This window comes from Sedimentimonas flavescens, assembly GCF_025154035.1.
GTDB lineage: Bacteria > Pseudomonadota > Alphaproteobacteria > Rhodobacterales > Rhodobacteraceae > Rhodobacter > Rhodobacter flavescens.
Genome location: NZ_JAOALJ010000002.1, coordinates 154,390 through 174,922 on the forward strand (window position 1 = coordinate 154,390; position 20,533 = coordinate 174,922).

Sequence of the window (20,533 nt, forward strand, 5' to 3'; positions counted from 1 at the left end):
TTGAATGGATGGTTCCGGTGTTACGCGGTCGGGTATCGTTTCCGGCGCAAATATCGCCGAAACGGAATGTGACATTCCCCGGCGGGCAACGTCCAGCCCTTCAGGGCTTGCTCGCGATAAAGTCAACAAGCGCCGCGCGCCCGGCGTGTCCCACACCCTCGTCAAGGATCGCGTCGTAATCGGCCTGATGCAGGATGGGCCACCCGGGGAAAGCCTCGCGCAGCAGATCGAGCGTGTAGAGGTGAGCGACATTTCCCGGCCCGCCCGAGCCGTAGCCGGGCTGGCGCGTGGCGAAACCATGGATCAGCATCAGACCGCCCGCCCGCAGCGCTCGAGCGGCTCCGTCGAAGATCCGCGCACGGAAGGCGGGATCGGCGAATTGGATGAAACAGGCCAGAACCGCGTCAAATTGCGCCTCGGGCCAGTCAACACTGGCAAGATCCGCCGCGCGCCAATCGACGCTGACACCACGCGCCTGCGCCAGATCCCGCGCCTTTGCCAGCGCGTTGGGCGAGGATTCAAACGCCGTCACCCGCAGCCCCTGCCCCGCCAGATAGACCGCGTTGCGCCCCTCGCCCTCGGCCAGGCTCAGCACGCGGGCGCCCGGCGCTAGCCGCCACGCCTGGCGGCGCACAAAATCCGCAGGCTCGGTGCCAAAAAGAAAGTCAGGTCCGGAAAAACGCTCGTTCCAACTCATCTCAACCCCCGTTCGACCAGATCAAGGATGGTGGAAAAACGGCGCGCGGCAAGCTGACGACCTGCCGCGCGCGATTGTTCAGGTCCGGGTGCGGCGCTGATCGGGATGCAGCGAGGCGCCCAGGATATGCTCCGACTGATGGACCACATGACTTGCGTGACCGACGATCAGCGGATCGGGCGGCGTTGCGATGCTCAGGTCCTTGTCCGGGTAATCGAGCGTCGAGAGGAAGTGCTTCATGCAGTTCAGCCGTGCGCGCTTCTTGTCGTTCGACTTGACGATGGTCCAGGGCGCGTCGGCGGTGTCGGTGTAGAAGAACATCGCCTCCTTTGCCTCGGTGTAGTCATCCCACTTGTCCAGCGACGCCAGATCGATCGGGCTGAGCTTCCAGCGCTTGAGCGGATCGGTCTCGCGCGATTTGAAGCGGCGACGCTGTTCATCGCGCGTAACGGAGAACCAGTATTTGTAGAGCCGGATCCCCGAGCGCACGAGCATCCGCTCCAGCTCAGGCGTCTGGCGCATGAATTCGAGGTATTCGGTGGCGGAACAGAAGCCCATGACCCGCTCCACGCCCGCACGGTTATACCAGCTGCGGTCGTAGAAAACCATCTCGCCCGCCGTCGGCATCCAGCGGATATAGCGCTGGAAATACCATTGGCCGCGCTCTTCGTCAGTGGGCTTGTTCAGCGCCACGACGCGCGCGAAACGCGGATTGAGGTGTTCGTTGAAACGCTTGATGGTGCCACCCTTGCCGGCGGCGTCGCGGCCTTCGAAAAGAATGACGAATTTCTGCCCCGTCTCCAGCGCCCACAGCTGAACCTTGAGCAGTTCGGCCTGAAGCTGGGCCTTTTCCTTCTCGTAGGTCGGGCGGCCCAAGCGGCGAGAATAGGGGTATTTCCCGGTCTCAAAAGCAAGGCGGATGGCATTGGGATCGACGCGCGGAAAACTCTTGGGGCCGACGCTCTCTGGCTCGCCGGGAACGACTGCGGGGTGCGGCTCGTTCGGATCGACAGGTTTCGCCACAGGAACCGCTTCGACCTTGGCGGCCGGAACAGTCGGAGCTTCCTCTACAGCTTGAATTTCTTCTTTTGCGATCTGATCTTCCATGCACATCCCTCCAATCAATCTGAACTCGATGCGCCATAGCGGAAAACCGGCAAACCCGCCTTGATGCGCATCAACCTAGAGCAATTCCAGATCGAAAATCGCTCTTTTCTTCCGGACACAGGCAGGCCAACCTGCCCCCATCGAACAGGAGACGGCGATGATTACCCTTTACGGCATGTACCGCTCGCGCGCGACGCGCAACATCTGGGCGCTTGAGGAACTGGGCCTGCCCTACACCCTCAAGCCGGTCATCCAGGCCTACCGGCTTGAGGCCAAGGGCATCGACCCGCTGGCACCGGATGCCCCTTTCAACACGCGCAGCCCGGAGTATCTGCGGCTGACCTCGGCAGGCGCGATCCCGGTGATGGAGGATGCAGGCCTGCTGCTGTCCGAGTCGCTTGCGATCAACCTCTATCTTGCCAAGAAGGCTGGCGGCACGCTGGCTCCGCGCGATGCGCGCGAAGAGGCGCTGATGATGCAATGGGCGCTTTACGGCGCCACCGCGATCGAGGGTCCCGCGCTCGAGATCACCTTCGCCTATGCCAAGGGCGTGGATGAGGGCGGCCAGCGCGTGATCGAGACTTCGGCCGACCAGTTGCTGCGCCCGCTCAAGGCGCTCGAGGTCCATCTGGCCGCGCATAGCCACATGGTTGGCGGGCGCTTCACGGTGGCCGACATCAACATGGCCGAGATCGTGCGCTATGCCCAACCCCACGCGCCGTTGATGGCGCAGGTGCCGCGCGTCAAGAGCTGGCTGGAGCTGTGCCAGTCCCGTCCAGCCTTCAAGAAGATGTGGGCAACGCGCGACGGCGAGCCGGCCTGATCGGGTCCAAAGCAGGCGCGGGTCTGCCCCCGTGCTTGCTCACCCGCCCCTAGCTGCTGTATCTCTTTCCCTCAAAGCTACAAAAGAAAGCGAGCAGCATGGCCGACGATCTTCTCTCCGCGCAGCCCGAGAAAGCCTATGACGCCTCCTCGATCGAGGTGCTCGAAGGGCTGGAGCCGGTGCGCAAGCGGCCGGGGATGTATATCGGCGGCACGGATGAACGCGCGCTGCACCATATGGTGGCCGAGATCCTCGACAACTCGATGGACGAGGCCGTGGCGGGTCACGCCAGCCGCATCGAGGTCGAGCTGAACGCCGATTACTCGGTCACGATCCGCGACAACGGCCGCGGCATCCCGATCGACCCGCACCCCAAATTCCCCGGCAAATCGGCGCTTGAGGTCATCTTGTGCACCCTGCACGCGGGCGGCAAGTTCTCGGGCGATGCCTACCAGACCTCGGGCGGTCTGCACGGGGTGGGCGCCTCGGTCGTGAACGCGCTGTCGGATACGATGGTCGTGCAGGTGGCGCGCAACAAGGAGCTGTTCGAGCAGCGTTTCTCGCGCGGCCTCCCGCAGGGGCCGGTCGCCAAGATCGGCGCGGCGCCGAACCGGCGCGGCACCACGGTCACCTTCCATGCCGACGAGCAGATCTTTGGCCATCACCGCTTCAAGCCCGCGCGGATGATGAAGATGGTGCGCTCGAAGGCCTATCTCTTCTCGGGCGTCGAGATCCGCTGGAAAACCGAGATCGACGATGGCGAGACCCCGAGCGAGGCGGTGTTTCACTTCCCGGGCGGTCTTGCCGACTACCTGACCGAGACGCTTGGCAAGGCCGCGACCTATGCCGACCGCCCCTTCGCGGGCAAGGTGCAGTTCCAGGAGAAGTTCGGCGTGCCCGGCCTGGTCGAGTGGGCGATCAACTGGACGCCCTCGCGCGACGGGTTCATCCAGTCCTACTGTAACACCGTCCCCACCCCCGAAGGTGGCACGCATGAGGCGGGCTTCTGGGCCGCGATCCTCAAGGGCATCCGCGCCTATGGCGAGCTGGTCAACAACAAGAAATCCAAGGAGATCACCCGCGAGGATCTGCTGACGGGCGGCTGCGCGCTTGTGTCGTGCTTCATCCGCGAGCCGGAATTCGTGGGCCAGACTAAGGACCGGCTTGCCACCGTCGAGGCACAGCGGCTGGTCGAGGGCGCGGTGCGCGACCACTTCGACAACTGGCTGGCGGCCGACACGAAATCGGCCGGCGCGATCCTCGATTTCCTCGTGCTGCGCGCCGAAGAGCGCCTGCGGCGCCGTCAGGAAAAGGAAACGCAGCGTAAATCTGCCACCAAGAAGCTGCGCCTGCCCGGCAAGCTCGTGGATTGCTCGGCCACCAATCGCGCCGGGACCGAGTTGTTCATCGTCGAGGGCGACTCGGCGGGTGGTTCGGCCAAGATGGCGCGCGACCGGCAGACCCAGGCGCTATTGCCCCTGCGCGGCAAGATCCTGAACGTGCTTGGGGCGGCGTCGAACAAGCTCGGCCAGAACCAGGAGATCAACGACCTGTCGCAGGCGCTTGGCGTGGGTCTTGGCACCAAGTTCAACATCGACGATCTGCGCTACGACAAGATCATCATCATGACGGACGCCGACGTGGACGGGGCGCATATCGCCTCGCTTTTGATGACGTTCTTCTTCACCCAGATGCGCCCGATGATAGACAAGGGGCACCTCTATCTGGCCTGCCCGCCGCTTTACCGCCTGACACAGGGGGCGAAGCGGCTGTATGTAGCCGATGATGCCGAGAAAGAGGAATGGCTGAAGAAGGGTCTGGGCGGCAAAGGCAAGATCGACGTGCAGCGCTTTAAGGGTCTGGGCGAGATGGACGCCAAGGATCTGAAGGACACCACGATGAACCCCGCCACGCGCAAGCTGATCCGGGTGACGATCCATGACGATCTGCCCGGCGAAACCGCCGATCTGGTCGAGCGTCTGATGGGCAAGAAGCCCGAGCTGCGCTTCCAGTACATTCAGGAAAACGCCCAATTCGTGGAAGAGCTGGACGTGTAATGAGCACCCAGACCCCGGCCACCCGCGCGCTGACACAGGCGAAGGTGGCCTTTCGCGTGATGGAATACGACTACGTGTCCGGGCAGGACAAGATCGGCCTGCACGCGGCCGAGGCGGTCGGGGCCGATCCGGGCCGGGTCCTCAAGACGCTGATGGTCGAGGTCGATGGCAAACCCGCCTGCGCGGTGATCCCCTCGGACCGCTCGCTGTCGATGAAACGGGTAGCCACGGCTTTCGGCGGCAAGTCGGCCACGATGATGCCCCCCGACAAGGCCGAGCGCCTGACCGGCTTTCACACCGGCGGCATCAGTCCCTTCGGGCAAAAGCGCCGCGTGCCGGTGGCCTTCGAGGCCAGCGCCCTTACCGTGCCTGAGGTCGTCATCAACGGCGGCAAGCGCGGCATGATGGTGGCCCTCGCCCCCGCCGATGCGCTGGCCGCCAGCTGCGGTGCGCCCCACCCGCTTTGCGCCGACTGACCCCTTGATTTGCAGCGTTGCAACGCCGTTCGGCGTTGGCAAATCCCCCTCGCCTGCGCTATGAGGGCGCAACGCCGCGCTTCGGGCGGCCAAGATCTCGGAGGAGCCAGATGCCCTATTACCGTTCCCGCAAATCCACCCATGGCCGCAACATGGCGGGCGCCCGTGGCCTCTGGCGCGCCACCGGCATGACCGACAGCGACTTCGGCAAGCCGATCATCGCGGTCGTCAACTCGTTCACGCAATTCGTGCCGGGCCACGTCCACCTCAAGGATCTGGGCCAGATGGTCGCGCGCGAGATCGAGGCCGCAGGCGGTGTGGCCAAGGAATTCAACACCATCGCCATCGACGACGGCATCGCGATGGGCCATGACGGGATGCTCTACTCGCTGCCCTCGCGCGAGGTGATTGCCGATAGCGTCGAATACATGGTCAACGGCCACTGCGCCGATGCGATGGTCTGCATTTCGAACTGCGACAAGATCACGCCCGGCATGATGATGGCCGCCATGCGCCTCAACATCCCGGTGATCTTCGTCTCGGGCGGCCCGATGGAAGCGGGCAAGGAAGGCGCCGATATCGTCGGCCACGACCTCGACCTGGTCGATGCGATGGTCGCCGCCGCCGATGACAAATACACCGACGAGGAAGTTCTCGCGATCGAGAAGGCCGCTTGCCCGACCTGCGGGTCGTGCTCGGGGATGTTCACCGCGAACTCGATGAACTGTCTCGCCGAGGCGCTTGGTCTTGCGCTGCCGGGCAACGGCTCGATGCTGGCCACCCACGCCGACCGCAAGGAGCTGTTCCTTGAAGCCGGCCGCAAGATCGTCGAGATCACCAAGCGCCATTACGAGGGTGAAGAGAAGGGCCTGCTGCCGCGCGAGATCGCGACCTTTGAGGCCTTCGAGAACGCCATGAGCCTCGATATCGCCATGGGCGGCTCGACCAACACCGTGCTGCACCTGCTGGCCATTGCCCATGAGGGCGAGGTGGATTTCACCATGGCCGACATGGACCGCCTGTCGCGCAAGGTTCCGTGCCTGTCGAAGGTCGCGCCCGCCAAGCAGGACGTGCATATGGAAGACGTGCACCGCGCAGGCGGCATCATGGCCATTCTGGGCGAGCTGAACCGTGGCGGCCTGCTGCATGGCGACGTGCGCACCGTTCATTCCGACACGCTGGCCGAAGCCATCGCCAAGTGGGACGTGATGACCGCCAACGACCCCAAGGTCGAGGAATTCTACCGGGCGGCGCCGGGCGGCGTGCGCACCACGCAGGCCTTCTCGACCCAGAACCGCTACAAGGAGCTGGACCGCGACCGCGCCAAGGGCGTGATCCGCTCGGTCGAACACGCTTTCTCGAAGGATGGCGGGCTTGCGGTGCTGTCGGGCAATATCGCACTTGATGGCTGCATCGTGAAAACTGCGGGCGTGGATGACTCGATCCTCAAGTTCTCGGGCCCGGCCAAGGTGTTCGAATCGCAAGATGACGCCGTGTCGGGCATCCTGACCGGCAAGGTCGTCGCTGGCGAAGTGGTGGTGATCCGCTACGAAGGACCGCGCGGCGGGCCGGGGATGCAAGAGATGCTCTACCCGACCTCCTATCTGAAATCGAAGGGCCTTGGCGCCAAATGCGCGCTGCTGACGGATGGCCGCTTCTCGGGCGGCACCTCGGGCCTTTCGATCGGGCACGTCTCGCCCGAGGCAGAGGAAGGCGGGCTGATCGGTCTGGTGGAAACCGGCGATCTGATCGAGATCGACATCCCGAACCGCACGATCCACCTGGCCGTGGCCGAGGATGTGCTGGAGGCGCGCCGCGCCGCCAAGGGCCCCCTGCCTTGGGCCCCCGCCGCACCGCGCCCGCGCGCCGTTTCGACCGCGCTCAAGGCCTATGCGATGCTGGCGTCGTCGGCGGCCAAGGGTGGCGTGCGCATCCTGCCGAAGTGATCGCGTCTCAACGAAGTGAAAAGGCCGCGCTCTCTGGCGCGGCCTTTTTCGTTAGAGGTAGCGCCCACCGCGTTCGAGCACCTCAATCTGATAACCATCGGGGTCGGCGATAAAGAAGAACCGCGCAATCACCTGCCCTGCGGGAGCGAAATCGACGATCTTGCGCGGGGCAAGACCCGCCGCCTCCATCCGCGCATGTTCGGCCGCCGCATCCACAACCGAGACCGCCATATGGCCATAGCCATCGCCCAGATCGTAAGGCTCGGACCGGCCCTTGTTGACCGTCAACTCCAGCTCGAAGGTGCTTTCCGGGTTCGACAGGTAGAGCAATGTGAAATCCGGAAAATCGAGCCGCTCGGCTACGCTGAGACCAAACGCCGCCTCGTAGAAGGCGACCGAACGCGCCTCGTCCAGCACGCGGATCATCGAATGGATCATCTTGGCCATGGGCCCCTCCTGTTCTGGCGCGCAGATTAGAAAGCGCGGCACCCAGCCGCAACCTCTGGCGCGGCGCCGCTCAGCCCCGCCTGCGCGACGGATCCTCTCTCAACCCTGCGGCAGGGCGCCTGCGGTGATCGCCTGCACCCCGTCCATCACATCGGCGGAAAGCGCGGCCTGCGCGGCCGCCCCATCGCGGCGCAACAAGGCGCGCAGGATCTGGTCATGATAGTCAGTCGTGCGCAGCATATTCGCGCGATCGGGCGTCAGTTCGCGCACCACGGGGCCAAGCCTCATCCAAAGCGGGTCAAGCAACGCCTCCAGGAAGTGGATTCGCGCCGCCGCCGCAAGGCCGCGGTGAAAACGCAGGTTCGCGGCCAGGAAGGCGGTGGTATCTCCCCGCTCGGCCGCAATGCGCATCGCGGCATTATCCTCGGAAAGATCGGCCAGATCCTCTTCGCTCCGCCGTTCGGCAGCCGCATGCACGGTCTCGGTTTCCAGCAGCATTCGTAGCCGGATCAGATCGGCGCGCTCCTCGCTGCTGAGTTGCGGCACCATCATCGTGCGTCCGGGCGTCGAGACCAGCGCCCCAAGGCTTTCGAGCCGCTGGACCGCGTCGCGCACCGGCATCAGACTCGTGCCCATCTCCACGGCAAGCGCCCGCAGCGGCAGCTTCTGTCCGGCGGCGAAGCGCCCGGCCATGAGATCGGCGCTGAGTCGGCGAAACACCTGTTCATGCAACGGCCCCTGCGGCGCCGGAGCAGAGGTCTCGGAAGGGGCAACTGGGTCGGCGTCTAGGTCAGGCATCGGGTCCATAGCAAAAATTTGTTATAACAAGTTGCACGACTCATTGCGAATTTCAAGCACTCCTGAAAAACTGTCGCGAATCGTTATAACAAAATCGCCGAGGTCGCATGTTCGTCTCTCCACTGTCCAACTCGCTCGCAGCCGCCGACATCGCATCGACGCTGCACCCAAACACCAATGCGCGCCTGCATGAGAAAAACGGGCCCGTGATCATCGAACGCGGTGACGGGATCCGGGTCTGGGACACCAATGGCAAGGATTACATCGAAGGTCTGGCAGGGCTGTGGTCAGTCGCGGTCGGCTTTTCCGAGAAGCGCCTCGCCGACGTCGCCTATCAGCAGATGCTGAAGCTACCCTATTACCACACCTTTGCCTCGAAGGCGCACGAGCCCTCGATCCGGCTTGCCGAGAAGCTGATCGAGATGACGCCCGCGGGCCTCGACCGGGTGTTCTTCACCAACTCAGGCTCTGAGGCGAACGACACGATCGTCAAGCTCGTCTGGTATTACAACAACGCGCGCGGCCTACCCAAGAAGAAGAAATTCCTCGCCCGGAACAAAGGCTATCACGGGATCACCGTCGCGTCAGGCAGCCTGACCGGCCTGCCCGTCAACCACAAGGACTTCGACCTTCCCGCGATCCCCGTGCGGCACCTGACGTGTCCGCACCACTACCGCTTCGGCCTTCCCGGCGAGAGCGAGGCAGAGTTTGCCGCGCGCCTCGTCGCGGAGGCCGAGGCGGTTTTTTTGGAGGAAGGGCCGGATACCATTGCCGCTTTCATCGGCGAACCGCTGATGGCTGCGGGCGGCGTCATGCCTCCGCCCGAAGGATATTGGCAGGGGATCGAGGCACTCTGCCGGAGATACGACATCCTGCTGGTGTCGGACGAGGTGATCTGCGGTTTCGGCCGGCTCGGAACGCCGTTCGGCTGCCAGAAATACGGGTTCAAGCCCGACATCATGACCGTCTCGAAACAGATCGTCTCGTCTTACATGCCGTTGGCTGCGCTGCTCTTCTCGGACGAGATCTATCAGGTGGTTGCGGACAACACGAACAAGCTCAACAGTTTTGGCCATGGCTTCACCGCCTCCGGGCATCCGGTGGCCACGGCGGTTGCACTTGAGAACCTCGCGATCATGGAAGAGCGTGATCTGATGGGGAATGCCGCTCGGCTGGAAGCTACGTTCCAGTCAGGACTGCGCAGGCTTGGCGCGCATCCGCTCGTGGGCGAGGCGCGCGGCGCGGGGCTGATCGGGGCGCTTGAACTGGTGGCCGACAAGGCGACCAAACGGCCCTTCGACCCGATTGGGCGCGTGGGCGCCATCGCCACCGAGGAAGGCCATGCGGCGGGGCTGATCTTCCGCGCGATCGGTGATCAACTCGCGCTCTGCCCGCCCCTGATCGTGAACGAGGCCGACATCGCCGAAATCCTCGCGCGGATGGAAACGACGCTTGAGCGCACCGCCGCACGGGTCGCGGCAGAGGGGATCGCATGACCCAAGCGCAACGCGCAATCGACGCGCAGGATTTGGCCCTCGAGGCCGCGCGGAGAAGGACGCTCGCGGCCTTCGCAGAAGCGTGGAATGCCCGTGATCTCGCGGGGCTGATGCGCTGCATGGCCGTGGATTGCGCCTTTCACGGCGCGGCGGGCCCAGACCCCGAAGGGGTCCGCCACGCCGGGCGCGCGGCGGTCGAGGCGGCCTATGCGGCGATCTTCGCGGCCTTCCCCGATGCACATTGGGCCCCGCGCGAGACGCTACTGATCGGGGATCGCGCTTTGACGAGTTGGCGCTTTACCGGCACCCGGACGGATGGAACCAAGGTCGAGGTCGACGGCTGCGACATCCTCGTCTTCGATCAGGATCGTATCGCGCGCAAGGACAGCTATCGCAAGGCGGGCTAGTCCTACCGCCTGCGACCAACAAGAAAACGCCCGGGCAGATCGCCCGGGCGTTGTCGTTTCCAAGGAGGCCCGTGGCCGCGCCGGGGAATGCCCCGGCGCGCCAGGATCACTTCATCAGCGCTTCCATCGGCACCGGCTCCGAGATCGTCCATTCGTCGACGATGCCCGGCGTGCCATCCTTGACTTCGGCGATCAGATAGCGCGCCTTGTTCTGGTGGTGCAGCTCGGGGGTGAAGGTGCGCGGACCGAAGAGCGTGGGCTCGCCGTCCATCTTTTCAAGCTCGGCGACAACGGCACCTGCATCAATCGAACCGGCGCGCTCGACGGCCTTGGCCCAGACGTCGATCATCACGTAACCCGGATAGGTGTACTGCGTTGCCGGGTCCGAACCGGTCTTTTCCTTGTAGAGCGCGTTGAACGCGTTCACGTCCGGGTTCGGGTCATCGCCATAGACCGAACCCTGCACCGGCACGTAGAAGTCCGACAGATCCGGCACCGCCGAAAGCCAGTAGCTGCCGTCGACCGCCGAACCGTTGAGGATCATCGAATTGATGCCAGCGGCGCGGATTTGTTTGATGGCCGACACAGCCCCCGGCATCATGGTGCAGAGCATGATCGCGTCGGGCTCTTTCGGCAGCGCCTTGATGCGGCTGATCTGGGCCGCAATCGAGGCGTCGTCGTTCTTGAACACGTCCTCGCCCGCAAGGTTCGCATCTGCCAGCGTCGGCAGCATCCAGTCGAAACCGTCGCAGATGCCCTTGTTGTAGACATAGGAGGTGTCCAGCAGGCGATAGAAATCGCGCGCGCCCTTCTTCTCATGTGCCCATTGCGCCATGGTCGCGCCCTGCACCGCCGCCAGAACCGAGGCCGAGAAGGAATGCGGGCCGACGCCCTGCACACCAGCCTTGATCGATTCCGCGCAGAGGAAGAACGACACCTTGCCCGAGCTTTCCGCGGTCAGAGCGGCCGGCGCGCCGAAATCGTAGTCGCAGGACACGACGACCAGATCGGCCCCCGCATCAAGAACGCTCAGCCCCGCCTTGGCGCCCTCGGCCCGGTCAGTCTTGGTGTCGGCATTGACCACCTTGATCTGCTTGCCAAGCAGACCGCCCGCCGCGTTGATCTCTTCGATGCGGATCATCGCGGCGTCCTGCGCGGGTTTGTCATAGGCCTGCATGAAGCCGGTTTCGGCGGTGGCGAAGCCCACAACGATATTGCCGTCGGCGTCTTCGGCCAGCGCGCCGGTCATCGGCGTCACGGCCAGCGCGAGCGCGCTCAGGCCAGTCATCAGTCGGGTGCGGATCATGGTGTTCTCCTGTTGGTCGATTTTGGTTGGTTTTGATGTTTCACGCGTCCCCTGCAGGGACGTTTCGGGTTGCGGCGGAGGAGTTCCTCCGCCCTGCGCCTAGCCGCGCGGGCCAGACGAATTCACGGGCAAAAAGCCCCGAGGGACGGCGCGCGAGGATCACGATCATCACGACGCCGAGCAGGATTTCCTGAAGACCGCCCGGCAAGGCAAAGGTGCTCTCGCCCACGGGCACGCCACGTTCGAGCCAGCGCAGCCCCTGGATCAGCAGCGACAGCAGGACAACGCCCATCACCGCGCCGGTCAGCGTGCCGATGCCGCCAACAACGAGCATGGAAAGCGTGATGAAGGTCAGCCCCAGATAGAAGGTGTCGGGTGTCACGACACCGATCGAATGCGCCATCAGCGCCCCGCCCAGGCCCACAACCGCACCCGAGAGCGTGAAGGCCACAAGCCGCACGCGGGGGATGTCGATGCCCGAAGCAAGCGCCGCGGTCGGTTCGTCACGGGCCGCGCGCAGTGCAAGGCCATGGCGCGAGATCGCATGTGCCCAGGCGATGAACACGGCGGCAATCGCGCCAATCAGATACGGCCAGATGGTGCGCACGATCGGGATGCCGACAACCGAATTGGTCGCCGAGGTGACGCTTTCCCAATTCGCGTAGATCGTGTTGATCATCGCCAGCATGGCGAAGGTTGCGATACTGGCAGCAATCCCCGAGAGCCGCATCAGGATGCGCCCGAAAATAAGCGCGAAGACCCCGGCGAAGATCCCCGCCAAAACCGCCCCCGGCCCATAGGGCAGTTGCAGCGCCTTGAGCCAGTCGGGCAGGCCCGGGAACGAGAGCTCTTTCATCATCGGCGGCATCGTCAGCCAGGCGGCCGCATAGGCGCCCATGCAGGTAAAGCCGATATGGCCGAAGCTGAGGACACCCGAGTTACCGACGAAGATATTAAGCCCGGTCACCAGGATCACCCGCACGAAGATGTCGATCATCGTCTGGTTGAAGGGGCGCGAGCCATAGGCGACGGTGACCAGGGCGAGCACGACAAGAACGGCCGATAGGATCAGGGGCGTCGAGATCGTGCGAAGGGCCACGGATTTCACTTTGGGGAAGCTGGCCATGGCTCAGACCCTTTCCTTGGTGCCGCGCGCGGCGATCAGGCCCTGCGGGCGGAAGAGAAGCACGAGGATCACCGCCCCGTAGACGAAGGCGTCGCGGAAGGGCCGCGCCTCGGGCGGCAGCACGGTCTGCATCACGACCGAAGCCGCCCCGAGCAGGAACCCCGCCAGCACTGCCCCTTCAAGCGAGCCGAGGCCGCCAATGACGGTGGCGATGAAGGCCATCAGCATGACCGCCCCGCCCATCTGGATGTCGGCCGTGCCGGTCTGTGCGCCCAGAATGATCGAGATAGCCCCGGCCAGAGCGCCCGAAAGCGCGAAGGCCCCCATGATCACCCGGTTCGCGCGCACGCCCAGCATCCGTGCCATGGTGAAGTTCTCGGCCGCGGCGCGCATCTCAAGCCCGAACCGGGTGCGGCGCACGAAGACCGAGAGCGCGATGAGCATGACGATGGTCGCGAGGATTGTGATGAGCTGCAAGAGCGGCATCCGGGCGCCGAGGATCTCGACCGGCTGGCTGAGCGCCGGCAAGAGCGAGATCGACTTCGGCCGGCTCGAGAACAGCATCAGCAGGAAGTAGCGGATAACGAAACCGAGCGCGAAGGAGGCGATCATCATCGTGGCCGGGCTTGCGTGGCGGAAGCGGCGGAAAACGACGATTTCGGAAAGGACCGATAGCCCCGCCCCCACCGCCAGCACGAAGGGGATCAAGAGGAACCACGGCATGTGGCCCGCGAAGACGATGGCCACCGCATCGGTCGAGGGCCACAAAAGCGCGAAGACCGAGAAGGCGATAACGTCGCCATGGGCGAAGTTCACCAGCCGCATCACCCCGAAGATCAGCGCGATCCCGAGCGCTCCGAGCGCGTAAAGCGAGCCGAGGCTGAGTGCGTCGAACAATACCTGCAGCATCAGTGCTCTCCATATCCGAAATAGGCGGCCTGAAGGGCCTCGCTTTGGCCCATCGCGCCCGCATCGCCGTCGAGCAGGATCTGCCCGCCGCGCATCAGGATCATCCGGCCGCCGACCATCACCGCGCGGGTCGAGCTTTGCTCGACGATCAGCAGCGTCAGCTTGCGGTGCGCGCGCAGCCCGATCAGCCGCTCATAGACCTGATCTGTGATATTGGGCGCGAGGCCGAGCGAGGGCTCGTCGATGGCGATGAGGCGTGGGTTGGTCATTAGCGCCCGGCCGATCACCAGCATCTGTTGCTGCCCGCCCGACAGCAGCCCCGCCTGGCCGTGGCGGCGCTCCTTGAGGATCGGGAAGGTGTCGTAGACCTCTTCCAGCGCGCTCGCCGCGCGGGCTTTCCAGCCGCGTTCGCGCGAATGCATGCCCGTGCCCAGAAGCAGGTTCTCCTCAATCGAGAGCGAGCCGAAGACATCGCGCCCCTCGGGCACCATCGACAGGCCCATGCGCGCGATCTCTTCGGGGGCGCGACCGGTGATCTCGATCCCGCCAAAGTCGATCCGCCCGCCCGCAGGCGGCGTCACACCCGCGATCGCCCGCATCAGCGAGGACTTCCCCGCACCGTTCGGGCCGGTGATGAACAGGATCTCGCCCTCGGCCAGCGTGAAGGCCACCTCGCGCACCGCGGTCAGGCGGCCATAACGGATGGTGACATCGGAAACGGCAAGCAAGCTCATTGCATCACCTCCAGAACAGGAAGAGTGCTGTCGGCGGCGGTCCCCATATAGGCGTGGCGCACGGTTTCCGAGGCGCGGATCTGCTCGGGCGGGCCGTCCTCGATCACGGCGCCGGAGTCGAGCACGACGATATGGTCGCAGGTTTCCAGCACCAGGCCCACGTTATGCTCGATGAGCAACACGCCGCAGTTCAGCTCGGTCGCAATGCGGCGGATCAGGGCGGCAAGTTCTGCCGCCTCGGGCGCGCTCATGCCAGCTGCGGGCTCGTCGAGCAGGATGTAACCCGGGCGCCCCATCAGCGCGCGGCCGATGGCCACGCGGCGTTCGTCGGTATAGGGCAGCGTACCGGCAATCCGGTCCGCAAGCGGCGCGATGCCGACCCAGTCGAGCATTGCCTGCGCCTCGGCAACCGCTGCGGCGCGCGAGAGGCCCAGGCCCACGCCCGTCACCTCGAGATTGTCGATCACCGGCAGTTCACGAAAGAGGCGCCCGCCCTGAAAGGTGCGCGCGACGCCACGGCGGCGGACCTGATGCGGCGCAAGCCCGACAAGGCTTTCGCCGTCGAGCTTCACCGCGCCTTCGGTCGGCGCCTGAAAGCCGGTCAGTACGTTCACCAGAGTCGTCTTGCCCGCACCGTTCGGACCGATGAGACCCGTGACATGGCCGGGCGTCACGCTCAGACGCGCCTCGGAAAGCGCCTTGAGCCCCGCAAAGGCCACGGAAATATTGTCAGCTTCGAGTTGGCGCATTCCGCCCTTCCATCCGGTTCTTGGAAAAGGGGCTACCGTTCCCAAAAGCTGCGCTTTCGGGTCGGGTCTTCCCTCCCTGTGGTTTCGGCGGCCTCTTTTCGGGCCGTCCGGGTGTTTAGCGTCGCACGGCGCGCCGGGCCTGTCTTGTCGCGGAGCGCGCCCAAACTTGACGCTCGGTGCGCTCCGCTCCGGGACAGGGCCCGGACCGGGGCAAATGGGGGCCTCAGCCCGCCAGATGCGCCCGCGCCGCGGCGAAAAGCGCGCCATTGTCGGCCCGCGCGACCAGCGCCTGATCCAGCGTGACCGGCACGAACTGAGCGGGACGGTGCGGCTGAAGCTGGGCGATCACATCCATATCGGCCGAGATAACGGCACCGAGCATCATGTAGCCGCCACCCGAGACCGCATCGCGGTGTAGCACGATCGGTTCGGTTCCCGAGGGCACCTGGATCGAGCCATAGGGATAGCACGCGTCGACGATGTTCGACGGGTCCGAGCCTGCGCCGAAGGGCTGCTCGCGCTCGACGAATTCGAGTGGATGGCCGCCGCGGAAGCGATAGCCGATCCGGTCGGCCTCGGGCGCGACCTTCCAGACATCCTCGAAGAAGCGCGCACCCGCCGCCTCGGTGATCCGGTGCCAGTAAAGGCCGGGCAGCATCCGAAGCTCGATTTCGGTCGCCTCGGGGCGGCGCAGCGCGACTGGCAGGCTGCGACCGGGCGTGCCTGCCCCCTGCCCCACCGGCAGTTCGTCGCCCGCCTTGATCGCGCGGCCCTGATAACCGCCAAGCGCCCCCAGAACATAGGTGGAGCGCGAGCCGAGCACGACCGGCACGTCGATCCCGCCCGACACCGCGATATAGGCCCGCGCGCCGCCCTTGAGGAAACCGAAGCTCAGCCGGTCGCCCGCCTTGACCGCAAAGCTCTCCCAGGTCGACTGCTCGACACCGTTCAGCTTGGGCGGCAACTCGCCGCCGGTGATGGCGATCACCGCCGGAGCGGTGAATTCCAGTTCCGGTCCCATGAAGGTCGCCTCGAGCAGGGCCGCGCCCTCGGGGTTGCCCACGAGAAGGTTGGCGACCATCGTCGCGAAGCGATCCATACCGCCGCCTTCGGGGAAGCCGAGGTGATAATAGCCCGGCCGTCCGAGGTCCTGCACCGTGGTCGAAAGCCCGGGGGTGATTACCTTAATTGCCATTGAGGGCCTCCATCAGACGGGCATTGGCGCCGGCCATGTCGCGGTTGAACTCGGTCAGGCTGAAGTCGCACGAACGGATCGTCGGCTCCCACTCGTTTGCCTCGATCGCCTCAAGCGTGGCATCGTATTCATCACGCGTCTGGGGGCGGAACTTGACGATGTCCCCCGGCTTGAAGAGGCACATCTCCTCCGAGAGATAGCGCACCTTTTGGCTCGGGTCGTAGATCGGGGCGGGCGTTACGCCATACATCTGATAGCCGCCCGCGCCGCGCACCGAATAGATCGCGGCGAAGCAGCCGCCATGGCCGACGGTCAGTTTCGGCGTGTCGGTCCGCGGGCGCAGGTATTTCGGCGCCTGGATCTGCTTTTTCTGTTCAACAAGCTGGTAGAGGAACGGCAGCCCCGCAACGAAGCCCACCATCGACACGAACCAGGGCGTTCCGGCATGGGCCGCAATGAACTCCTCGATTGTCGCATAGCCATTGACGCGCGCGGAGTATTCCAGATCGGTGGAATTCGGATCCTGATGCCGCTCGCGGAAACGCATCTCGGTCTCATGTGTCCAGGGGTCCTGGTAGTAGACCGGCAGTTCGATGATCCGCGTGGCCAGCGTCTGGTCCGATTTCGCCGCCTGCTCCTCAAAGCTTCTCAGCTCCCTAAGCATGTCGGTGGGGCTAATCTTGTCGGGGTCGAACTTGACCTGAAAGCTTGCGTTCGCGGGGCAGGTCTCGATCACGCCGGGGATCTGCGCCGCGCGCACCGCGTTGATCATCGAAAGCCCCGTGAAGAACGACTCGAGCGACATGGATTCGGAAACCTCGCCGAAGATATGCTCGTCGCCGCCATGAGAGAAACGTATCGCCATCCCTTATCCTTTCAGCCTTGCGCGTCGTTCAGACGGTCCGCGTTTTCGGAAAGCCAGCCCTCAAGCCAGCGGGTATGCACCGCGCCCGCGCGCACCGTCTCGTCGGCAGCCAGCGCAAGAAACAGCGGCTTGGTGGTCTTCATCCCCTCGATCGAAAGCTCCGTCAGCGCGCGGGTAAGGCGCGTGATCGCAGCCTCGCGGGTCTCGGCGTGAACGACGAGCTTCGCCAGCAGCGAGTCATAGAAAGGCGGAACCTGATAGCCTTGGAAAAGCATGGAATCGAACCGCACGCCGGGGCCGCCGGGCAGGCGCAGATCGCCGACCTTGCCCGGGAAGGGCGCGAAATCGCGCGCCGGGTCCTCGGCGTTGATGCGCACCTCGATTGCATGGCCGCGCGGGACGATGTCGCGCTGCTTCAGACGCAACGCCTCGCCGCCGGCGATCCGCAGGCCTTCGGCCACCAGGTCCACCCCGGTGATCATCTCGGTCACCGGATGCTCGACCTGGATACGGGTGTTCATCTCAATGAAGTAGAACTGGTCGGCCGCATCGTCGTACAGGTATTCGACCGTACCCGCGCCCGAATAGCTGACCGCACGCGCCAAGGCGACCGCCGAGGAGCAGAGCCGATCGCGCAGCCCCTCGGTGAGCGCCGCCGAAGGCGCCTCTTCCCAGACCTTCTGGCGGCGGCGCTGCAGCGAGCATTCGCGCTCGAACAGGTGAATGGCATCGGTGCCGTCACCGAGCACCTGCACCTCGATATGGCGCGCGCGGCCGATCACCTTCTCCATGTAAAGCCCGCCATCGCCAAAGGCAGACAGCGCCTCAGCCTCGGCCTGCGGAAAGGCCTGCTCGAATTCCGCGAGGTTGTTGGCGATGCGAATGCCGCGCCCGCCGCCGCCTGCCGCAGCCTTAATCATTACCGGAAAGCCCGTGTCGATCAGGATGTGGCGGGCCTCTTCGATCCCTGCCACACGGCCGCTCGAGCCCGGAACCACCGGCACGCCTGCGGCATGGGCCGCCGAGCGCGCCGACACCTTGTCGCCCATCAGCCGGATCGCGTCACCCGAGGGCCCGACAAACACCAACCCCGCCGCCGCAACGGCATCGGCGAATTCGGCATTCTCGGCGAGGAACCCGTAGCCGGGATGGATCGCATCCGCCCCGGTCGCCTCCGCCGCCGCAAGGATCGCAGCCATGTTCAGGTAGGATTTCTTGGCCGCGGGCGGCCCGATATTGACCGCCTCGTCGGCAAGCTGGACATGCAGGGCGTCGGTATCGGCAGCCGAATGCACCGCCACCGTCGCAATCCCGAGGTCACGGGCTGCACGGATGATCCGCACGGCGATCTCGCCTCGGTTCGCGACCAGAAGTTTCTTGAGCATCAGTCGAGATCCGCCAGAGGGGTGCCAGCCATCACCGGCTCTTCGTTATCGACGCTGAAGCGGATGTTGGTGCCCGCGACGTCCGAGGTGACCTCGATGTAGGATTTCATCACCTCGATGAGGCCGATCACATCGCCCACGGCGACCGTATCGCCATCGGCCTTGTAAGGCGGCTTGTCCGGTGCCGGCGTGCGGTAGAAGGTGCCGGGAAGCGGGGACAGGATCTGGGCCATTCTTGGCGCTCCTTTCGTGATCAAACGGTTTCTTCCGACACCGCGGCGCGCACGGCGCGGGCGATGTCGATGGCATTGGGCGTGTCGGAGTGCACGCAGATGGTCTCGCAGCGCGTCGGGAAGGTCGAACCGTCGTTCGCCGTCCCCTGCCCTTCGCGAATGGCACGCAGGCAGCGCGCCGCCATCTCTTCGGGGTCCTTGGCTTCGTGCTCGCGCGTGACGATCAGCGCGCCGCCGGGCGCGTAATCCAGATCGCAGTAATATTCTGCGACGAACTTGTGCCCGCGCTCGGCGTAGATGCGCTCATGCAGCGTGCCAATCATGCCAAACAGCGGCACGCCGTAGATATCGGCGACGTCGCAGACGGCATGGGCCACCTCTTCCTGACGCGCGGCCATGCCATAGAGGCTCCCATGCGGCTTGATGTGGTTGAGGACCATGCCCTCGGCGCGCAGAAAACCGACAAGCGCGCCCACCTGATAGAGCATGCAGTTCGCCAGTTCCTCGCGGCCCATCTTCATCTCGCGCCGCCCGAAACCCTGCAGGTCCGGCAAGGACGGATGCGCCCCGACCTTGACGCCATGCGCCTTGGCCAGACGCACGGTGGCGCGCATGTGGTCGGGGTCGGAGCCATGAAAACCGCATGCGACATTGGCCACATCGATCAGCGGAATCATGCCCTGATCGTCCCCCATCCGATAGAGGCCGAATCCCTCTCCCATGTCGCAGTTCAAGCTCGCCCGCATTCAACTCATCTCCGTTTATCCCTGCCCTCAAGGGTGAGCCGAAGATGGGTGACTTGAATAGTTCTATTTATTGAATATTAATATCTGAAAAATCGATACTTCTCGGCAGGCCAACCATGTCACTGACTTTAAAACAAATTCGCTATTTCGTCGCGGCCGCCGAAACCGGGCAGGTCAGCCACGCCGCTATGGAAATGAACATTTCCCAGTCATCCGTGACTTCTGCTGTGCAATCTTTGGAGAACCAACTGGGCGTCCGACTGTTCGAGCGCGGCCATAGTGGCGTCACCCTGACGATCGAAGGTGCGCGTTTCTTGAATCACGCCCGGACGATCATGGCGGCGGTCGACGACGCCGTGCGCAGCCCGCTTGGCACCGAGCGGAAGGAAAGTGGCACGCTGAGGGTGGCGACGACCTACACCGTCGCGGGCTACTACATGCCGCGCTATTATGCCCGCTTTCGCAGCAACTATCCCCTCATCACCCTTGAGATGCACGAGGTGGCGCGCGACCGGATCGAAAGCGGGCTTCTGGAAGGCGAGTATGACATCGCCGTCATGCTGGTCTCGAACATTGCCAATTCAGCCGAGATTGCGCATGAGACACTGCTCAGCTCGCAGCGGCGTCTTTGGTTGCCGACCGATCACCGCCTGTGCGATGCCAAGCAGATCAGCCTGCAAGACGTCGCGCGCGAGCCCTATGTGATGCTGACCGTCGACGAGGCAAAGCAGACTGCGGGCCGCTACTGGGACCATGCCGGCGTCGTGCCGAACGTGATCTTTTCGACCTCGTCGGTGGAGGCCGTGCGCTCGATGGTGGCAGGCGGAATGGGCGTCACGATCTTGTCCGACATGGTCTATCGCCCGTGGTCGCTCGAGGGGCGACGGCTGGAGGTCCGCACCCTTTCGGATGAGGTCCCCAGCATGGATGTCGGCCTGGCATGGTCGCGCGCAGAGCCCCTCAAACCGGTAGCCGAGGTCTTTCGAAGCTTCATGACCATGGCCACCGGAGGCGGGGGGGAATGAGCCTGC

General features: G+C 64.6%; 21 protein-coding genes. 7 read left to right on the top strand and 14 right to left on the bottom strand.

The annotated features are described in order from the left end of the window. Nucleotides 1–100: 100 nt before the first annotated feature. Both N3C64_RS04065 and ppk2 read right to left on the bottom strand, forming a co-directional pair. Nucleotides 101–697 (bottom strand): SAM-dependent methyltransferase, encoded by a 597-nt coding sequence (locus N3C64_RS04065; protein ID WP_260012181.1) that lies wholly within the window; start codon nt 695–697, stop codon nt 101–103. Nucleotides 698–775: 78 nt separating this feature from the next. Beyond that, nucleotides 776–1,804 carry a polyphosphate kinase 2 gene (gene ppk2, locus N3C64_RS04070; protein ID WP_218628521.1) on the bottom strand — a complete coding sequence of 343 codons (1,029 nt, stop codon included), beginning with the start codon at nt 1,802–1,804 and terminating at the stop codon, nt 776–778. A gap of 157 nt (nt 1,805–1,961) precedes the next feature. Here ppk2 and N3C64_RS04075 point away from each other — a divergent pair, with 157 nt between their 5' ends. The 4 genes from N3C64_RS04075 to ilvD all read left to right on the top strand — a co-directional run bounded on the left by N3C64_RS04075 (nt 1,962) and on the right by ilvD (nt 7,106). Further along, entirely contained in the window at nt 1,962–2,627 is a 666-nt protein-coding gene (locus N3C64_RS04075) for a glutathione S-transferase family protein (RefSeq protein WP_218628522.1), read from the top strand. A 98-nt stretch (nt 2,628–2,725) separates the two neighbouring features. Next, complete coding sequence (parE, locus tag N3C64_RS04080) at nt 2,726–4,684, top strand: DNA topoisomerase IV subunit B (protein ID WP_260012183.1); 1,959 nt, start codon at nt 2,726–2,728, stop codon at nt 4,682–4,684. Next, a complete protein-coding gene (ybaK, locus tag N3C64_RS04085; RefSeq protein ID WP_260012184.1) occupies nt 4,684–5,160 on the top strand; it encodes a Cys-tRNA(Pro) deacylase in 477 nt (158 codons plus the stop codon). Before parE ends, ybaK begins: the two co-directional genes overlap by 1 nt. Before the next feature lie 110 nt (nt 5,161–5,270). Then, nucleotides 5,271–7,106: a dihydroxy-acid dehydratase gene (gene ilvD / locus N3C64_RS04090; protein ID WP_260012185.1), complete on the top strand. Its 1,836-nt coding sequence runs from the start codon at nt 5,271–5,273 to the stop codon at nt 7,104–7,106. 51 nt (nt 7,107–7,157) lie between these two features. Here the strand turns inward: ilvD and N3C64_RS04095 are convergent, their stop codons facing one another. Both N3C64_RS04095 and N3C64_RS04100 read right to left on the bottom strand, forming a co-directional pair. Continuing rightward, on the bottom strand, nt 7,158–7,553 hold the full coding sequence (locus N3C64_RS04095) for a VOC family protein (RefSeq protein ID WP_260012186.1): 396 nt from the start codon (nt 7,551–7,553) through the stop codon (nt 7,158–7,160). A gap of 99 nt (nt 7,554–7,652) precedes the next feature. After that, the gene (locus N3C64_RS04100) at nt 7,653–8,351 is read right to left on the bottom strand and encodes a GntR family transcriptional regulator (protein ID WP_218628527.1); all 699 of its coding nucleotides are present in this window, start codon (nt 8,349–8,351) and stop codon (nt 7,653–7,655) included. 107 nt (nt 8,352–8,458) lie between these two features. Here N3C64_RS04100 and N3C64_RS04105 point away from each other — a divergent pair, with 107 nt between their 5' ends. Then, nucleotides 8,459–9,847 carry an aspartate aminotransferase family protein gene (locus tag N3C64_RS04105; protein WP_260012187.1) on the top strand — a complete coding sequence of 463 codons (1,389 nt, stop codon included), beginning with the start codon at nt 8,459–8,461 and terminating at the stop codon, nt 9,845–9,847. Then, a complete protein-coding gene (locus N3C64_RS04110) occupies nt 9,844–10,254 on the top strand; it encodes a nuclear transport factor 2 family protein (protein WP_260012189.1) in 411 nt (136 codons plus the stop codon). Before N3C64_RS04105 ends, N3C64_RS04110 begins: the two co-directional genes overlap by 4 nt. A 106-nt stretch (nt 10,255–10,360) precedes the next feature. Here the strand turns inward: N3C64_RS04110 and N3C64_RS04115 are convergent, their stop codons facing one another. The 10 genes from N3C64_RS04115 to N3C64_RS04160 all read right to left on the bottom strand — a co-directional run bounded on the left by N3C64_RS04115 (nt 10,361) and on the right by N3C64_RS04160 (nt 19,502). Continuing rightward, nucleotides 10,361–11,560: an ABC transporter substrate-binding protein gene (locus N3C64_RS04115; RefSeq protein WP_260012192.1), complete on the bottom strand. Its 1,200-nt coding sequence runs from the start codon at nt 11,558–11,560 to the stop codon at nt 10,361–10,363. Nucleotides 11,561–11,600: 40 nt separating this feature from the next. After that, a complete protein-coding gene (locus N3C64_RS04120) occupies nt 11,601–12,686 on the bottom strand; it encodes a branched-chain amino acid ABC transporter permease (protein WP_260012194.1) in 1,086 nt (361 codons plus the stop codon). A 3-nt stretch (nt 12,687–12,689) separates the two neighbouring features. Next, nucleotides 12,690–13,595: a branched-chain amino acid ABC transporter permease gene (locus N3C64_RS04125; protein WP_260012197.1), complete on the bottom strand. Its 906-nt coding sequence runs from the start codon at nt 13,593–13,595 to the stop codon at nt 12,690–12,692. Then, nucleotides 13,595–14,329: an ABC transporter ATP-binding protein gene (locus tag N3C64_RS04130; RefSeq protein ID WP_218628533.1), complete on the bottom strand. Its 735-nt coding sequence runs from the start codon at nt 14,327–14,329 to the stop codon at nt 13,595–13,597. Before N3C64_RS04130 ends, N3C64_RS04125 begins: the two co-directional genes overlap by 1 nt. Then, a complete protein-coding gene (locus N3C64_RS04135) occupies nt 14,326–15,078 on the bottom strand; it encodes an ABC transporter ATP-binding protein (RefSeq protein WP_218628534.1) in 753 nt (250 codons plus the stop codon). The genes N3C64_RS04130 and N3C64_RS04135 overlap by 4 nt, the downstream gene beginning before the upstream one ends. A gap of 223 nt (nt 15,079–15,301) precedes the next feature. Beyond that, entirely contained in the window at nt 15,302–16,273 is a 972-nt protein-coding gene (locus N3C64_RS04140; RefSeq protein WP_260012199.1) for a 5-oxoprolinase subunit C family protein, read from the bottom strand. Beyond that, nucleotides 16,263–17,138, bottom strand: coding sequence for a 5-oxoprolinase subunit B family protein (locus tag N3C64_RS04145; protein ID WP_218628536.1), 876 nt, complete (start codon nt 17,136–17,138; stop codon nt 16,263–16,265). Before N3C64_RS04145 ends, N3C64_RS04140 begins: the two co-directional genes overlap by 11 nt. Before the next feature lie 11 nt (nt 17,139–17,149). Beyond that, the gene (locus N3C64_RS04150; protein WP_260013077.1) at nt 17,150–18,526 is read right to left on the bottom strand and encodes an acetyl-CoA carboxylase biotin carboxylase subunit; all 1,377 of its coding nucleotides are present in this window, start codon (nt 18,524–18,526) and stop codon (nt 17,150–17,152) included. Further along, nucleotides 18,523–18,756, bottom strand: coding sequence for an acetyl-CoA carboxylase (locus N3C64_RS04155; RefSeq protein ID WP_260012201.1), 234 nt, complete (start codon nt 18,754–18,756; stop codon nt 18,523–18,525). The genes N3C64_RS04150 and N3C64_RS04155 overlap by 4 nt, the downstream gene beginning before the upstream one ends. A gap of 20 nt (nt 18,757–18,776) precedes the next feature. Continuing rightward, nucleotides 18,777–19,502, bottom strand: coding sequence for a LamB/YcsF family protein (locus N3C64_RS04160; protein ID WP_260012202.1), 726 nt, complete (start codon nt 19,500–19,502; stop codon nt 18,777–18,779). A 116-nt stretch (nt 19,503–19,618) separates the two neighbouring features. Between N3C64_RS04160 and N3C64_RS04165 the strand changes: the two genes are divergently transcribed. Then, the gene (locus N3C64_RS04165) at nt 19,619–20,527 is read left to right on the top strand and encodes a LysR family transcriptional regulator (protein WP_260012203.1); all 909 of its coding nucleotides are present in this window, start codon (nt 19,619–19,621) and stop codon (nt 20,525–20,527) included. Nucleotides 20,528–20,533 lie beyond the last annotated feature (6 nt).

What these genes read in the sequence shown, in the direction of transcription:
- N3C64_RS04160 (WP_260012202.1), bottom strand. Translation starts at nt 19,502, where the DNA reads ATGCGGGCGAGCTTGAACTGCGACATGGGAGAGGGATTCGGCCTCTAT.
- N3C64_RS04130 (WP_218628533.1), bottom strand. Translation starts at nt 14,329, where the DNA reads ATGAGCTTGCTTGCCGTTTCCGATGTCACCATCCGTTATGGCCGCCTG.
- parE (WP_260012183.1), top strand. Translation starts at nt 2,726, where the DNA reads ATGGCCGACGATCTTCTCTCCGCGCAGCCCGAGAAAGCCTATGACGCC.
- N3C64_RS04065 (WP_260012181.1), bottom strand. Translation starts at nt 697, where the DNA reads ATGAGTTGGAACGAGCGTTTTTCCGGACCTGACTTTCTTTTTGGCACC.
- ilvD (WP_260012185.1), top strand. Translation starts at nt 5,271, where the DNA reads ATGCCCTATTACCGTTCCCGCAAATCCACCCATGGCCGCAACATGGCG.
- N3C64_RS04155 (WP_260012201.1), bottom strand. Translation starts at nt 18,756, where the DNA reads ATGGCCCAGATCCTGTCCCCGCTTCCCGGCACCTTCTACCGCACGCCG.
- N3C64_RS04120 (WP_260012194.1), bottom strand. Translation starts at nt 12,686, where the DNA reads ATGGCCAGCTTCCCCAAAGTGAAATCCGTGGCCCTTCGCACGATCTCG.
- N3C64_RS04095 (WP_260012186.1), bottom strand. Translation starts at nt 7,553, where the DNA reads ATGGCCAAGATGATCCATTCGATGATCCGCGTGCTGGACGAGGCGCGT.
- N3C64_RS04135 (WP_218628534.1), bottom strand. Translation starts at nt 15,078, where the DNA reads ATGCGCCAACTCGAAGCTGACAATATTTCCGTGGCCTTTGCGGGGCTC.
- ybaK (WP_260012184.1), top strand. Translation starts at nt 4,684, where the DNA reads ATGAGCACCCAGACCCCGGCCACCCGCGCGCTGACACAGGCGAAGGTG.
- N3C64_RS04165 (WP_260012203.1), top strand. Translation starts at nt 19,619, where the DNA reads ATGTCACTGACTTTAAAACAAATTCGCTATTTCGTCGCGGCCGCCGAA.
- N3C64_RS04110 (WP_260012189.1), top strand. Translation starts at nt 9,844, where the DNA reads ATGACCCAAGCGCAACGCGCAATCGACGCGCAGGATTTGGCCCTCGAG.
- N3C64_RS04105 (WP_260012187.1), top strand. Translation starts at nt 8,459, where the DNA reads ATGTTCGTCTCTCCACTGTCCAACTCGCTCGCAGCCGCCGACATCGCA.
- N3C64_RS04115 (WP_260012192.1), bottom strand. Translation starts at nt 11,560, where the DNA reads ATGATCCGCACCCGACTGATGACTGGCCTGAGCGCGCTCGCGCTGGCC.
- N3C64_RS04125 (WP_260012197.1), bottom strand. Translation starts at nt 13,595, where the DNA reads ATGCTGCAGGTATTGTTCGACGCACTCAGCCTCGGCTCGCTTTACGCG.
- N3C64_RS04100 (WP_218628527.1), bottom strand. Translation starts at nt 8,351, where the DNA reads ATGCCTGACCTAGACGCCGACCCAGTTGCCCCTTCCGAGACCTCTGCT.
- N3C64_RS04145 (WP_218628536.1), bottom strand. Translation starts at nt 17,138, where the DNA reads ATGGCGATACGTTTCTCTCATGGCGGCGACGAGCATATCTTCGGCGAG.
- ppk2 (WP_218628521.1), bottom strand. Translation starts at nt 1,804, where the DNA reads ATGGAAGATCAGATCGCAAAAGAAGAAATTCAAGCTGTAGAGGAAGCT.
- N3C64_RS04075 (WP_218628522.1), top strand. Translation starts at nt 1,962, where the DNA reads ATGATTACCCTTTACGGCATGTACCGCTCGCGCGCGACGCGCAACATC.
- N3C64_RS04140 (WP_260012199.1), bottom strand. Translation starts at nt 16,273, where the DNA reads ATGGCAATTAAGGTAATCACCCCCGGGCTTTCGACCACGGTGCAGGAC.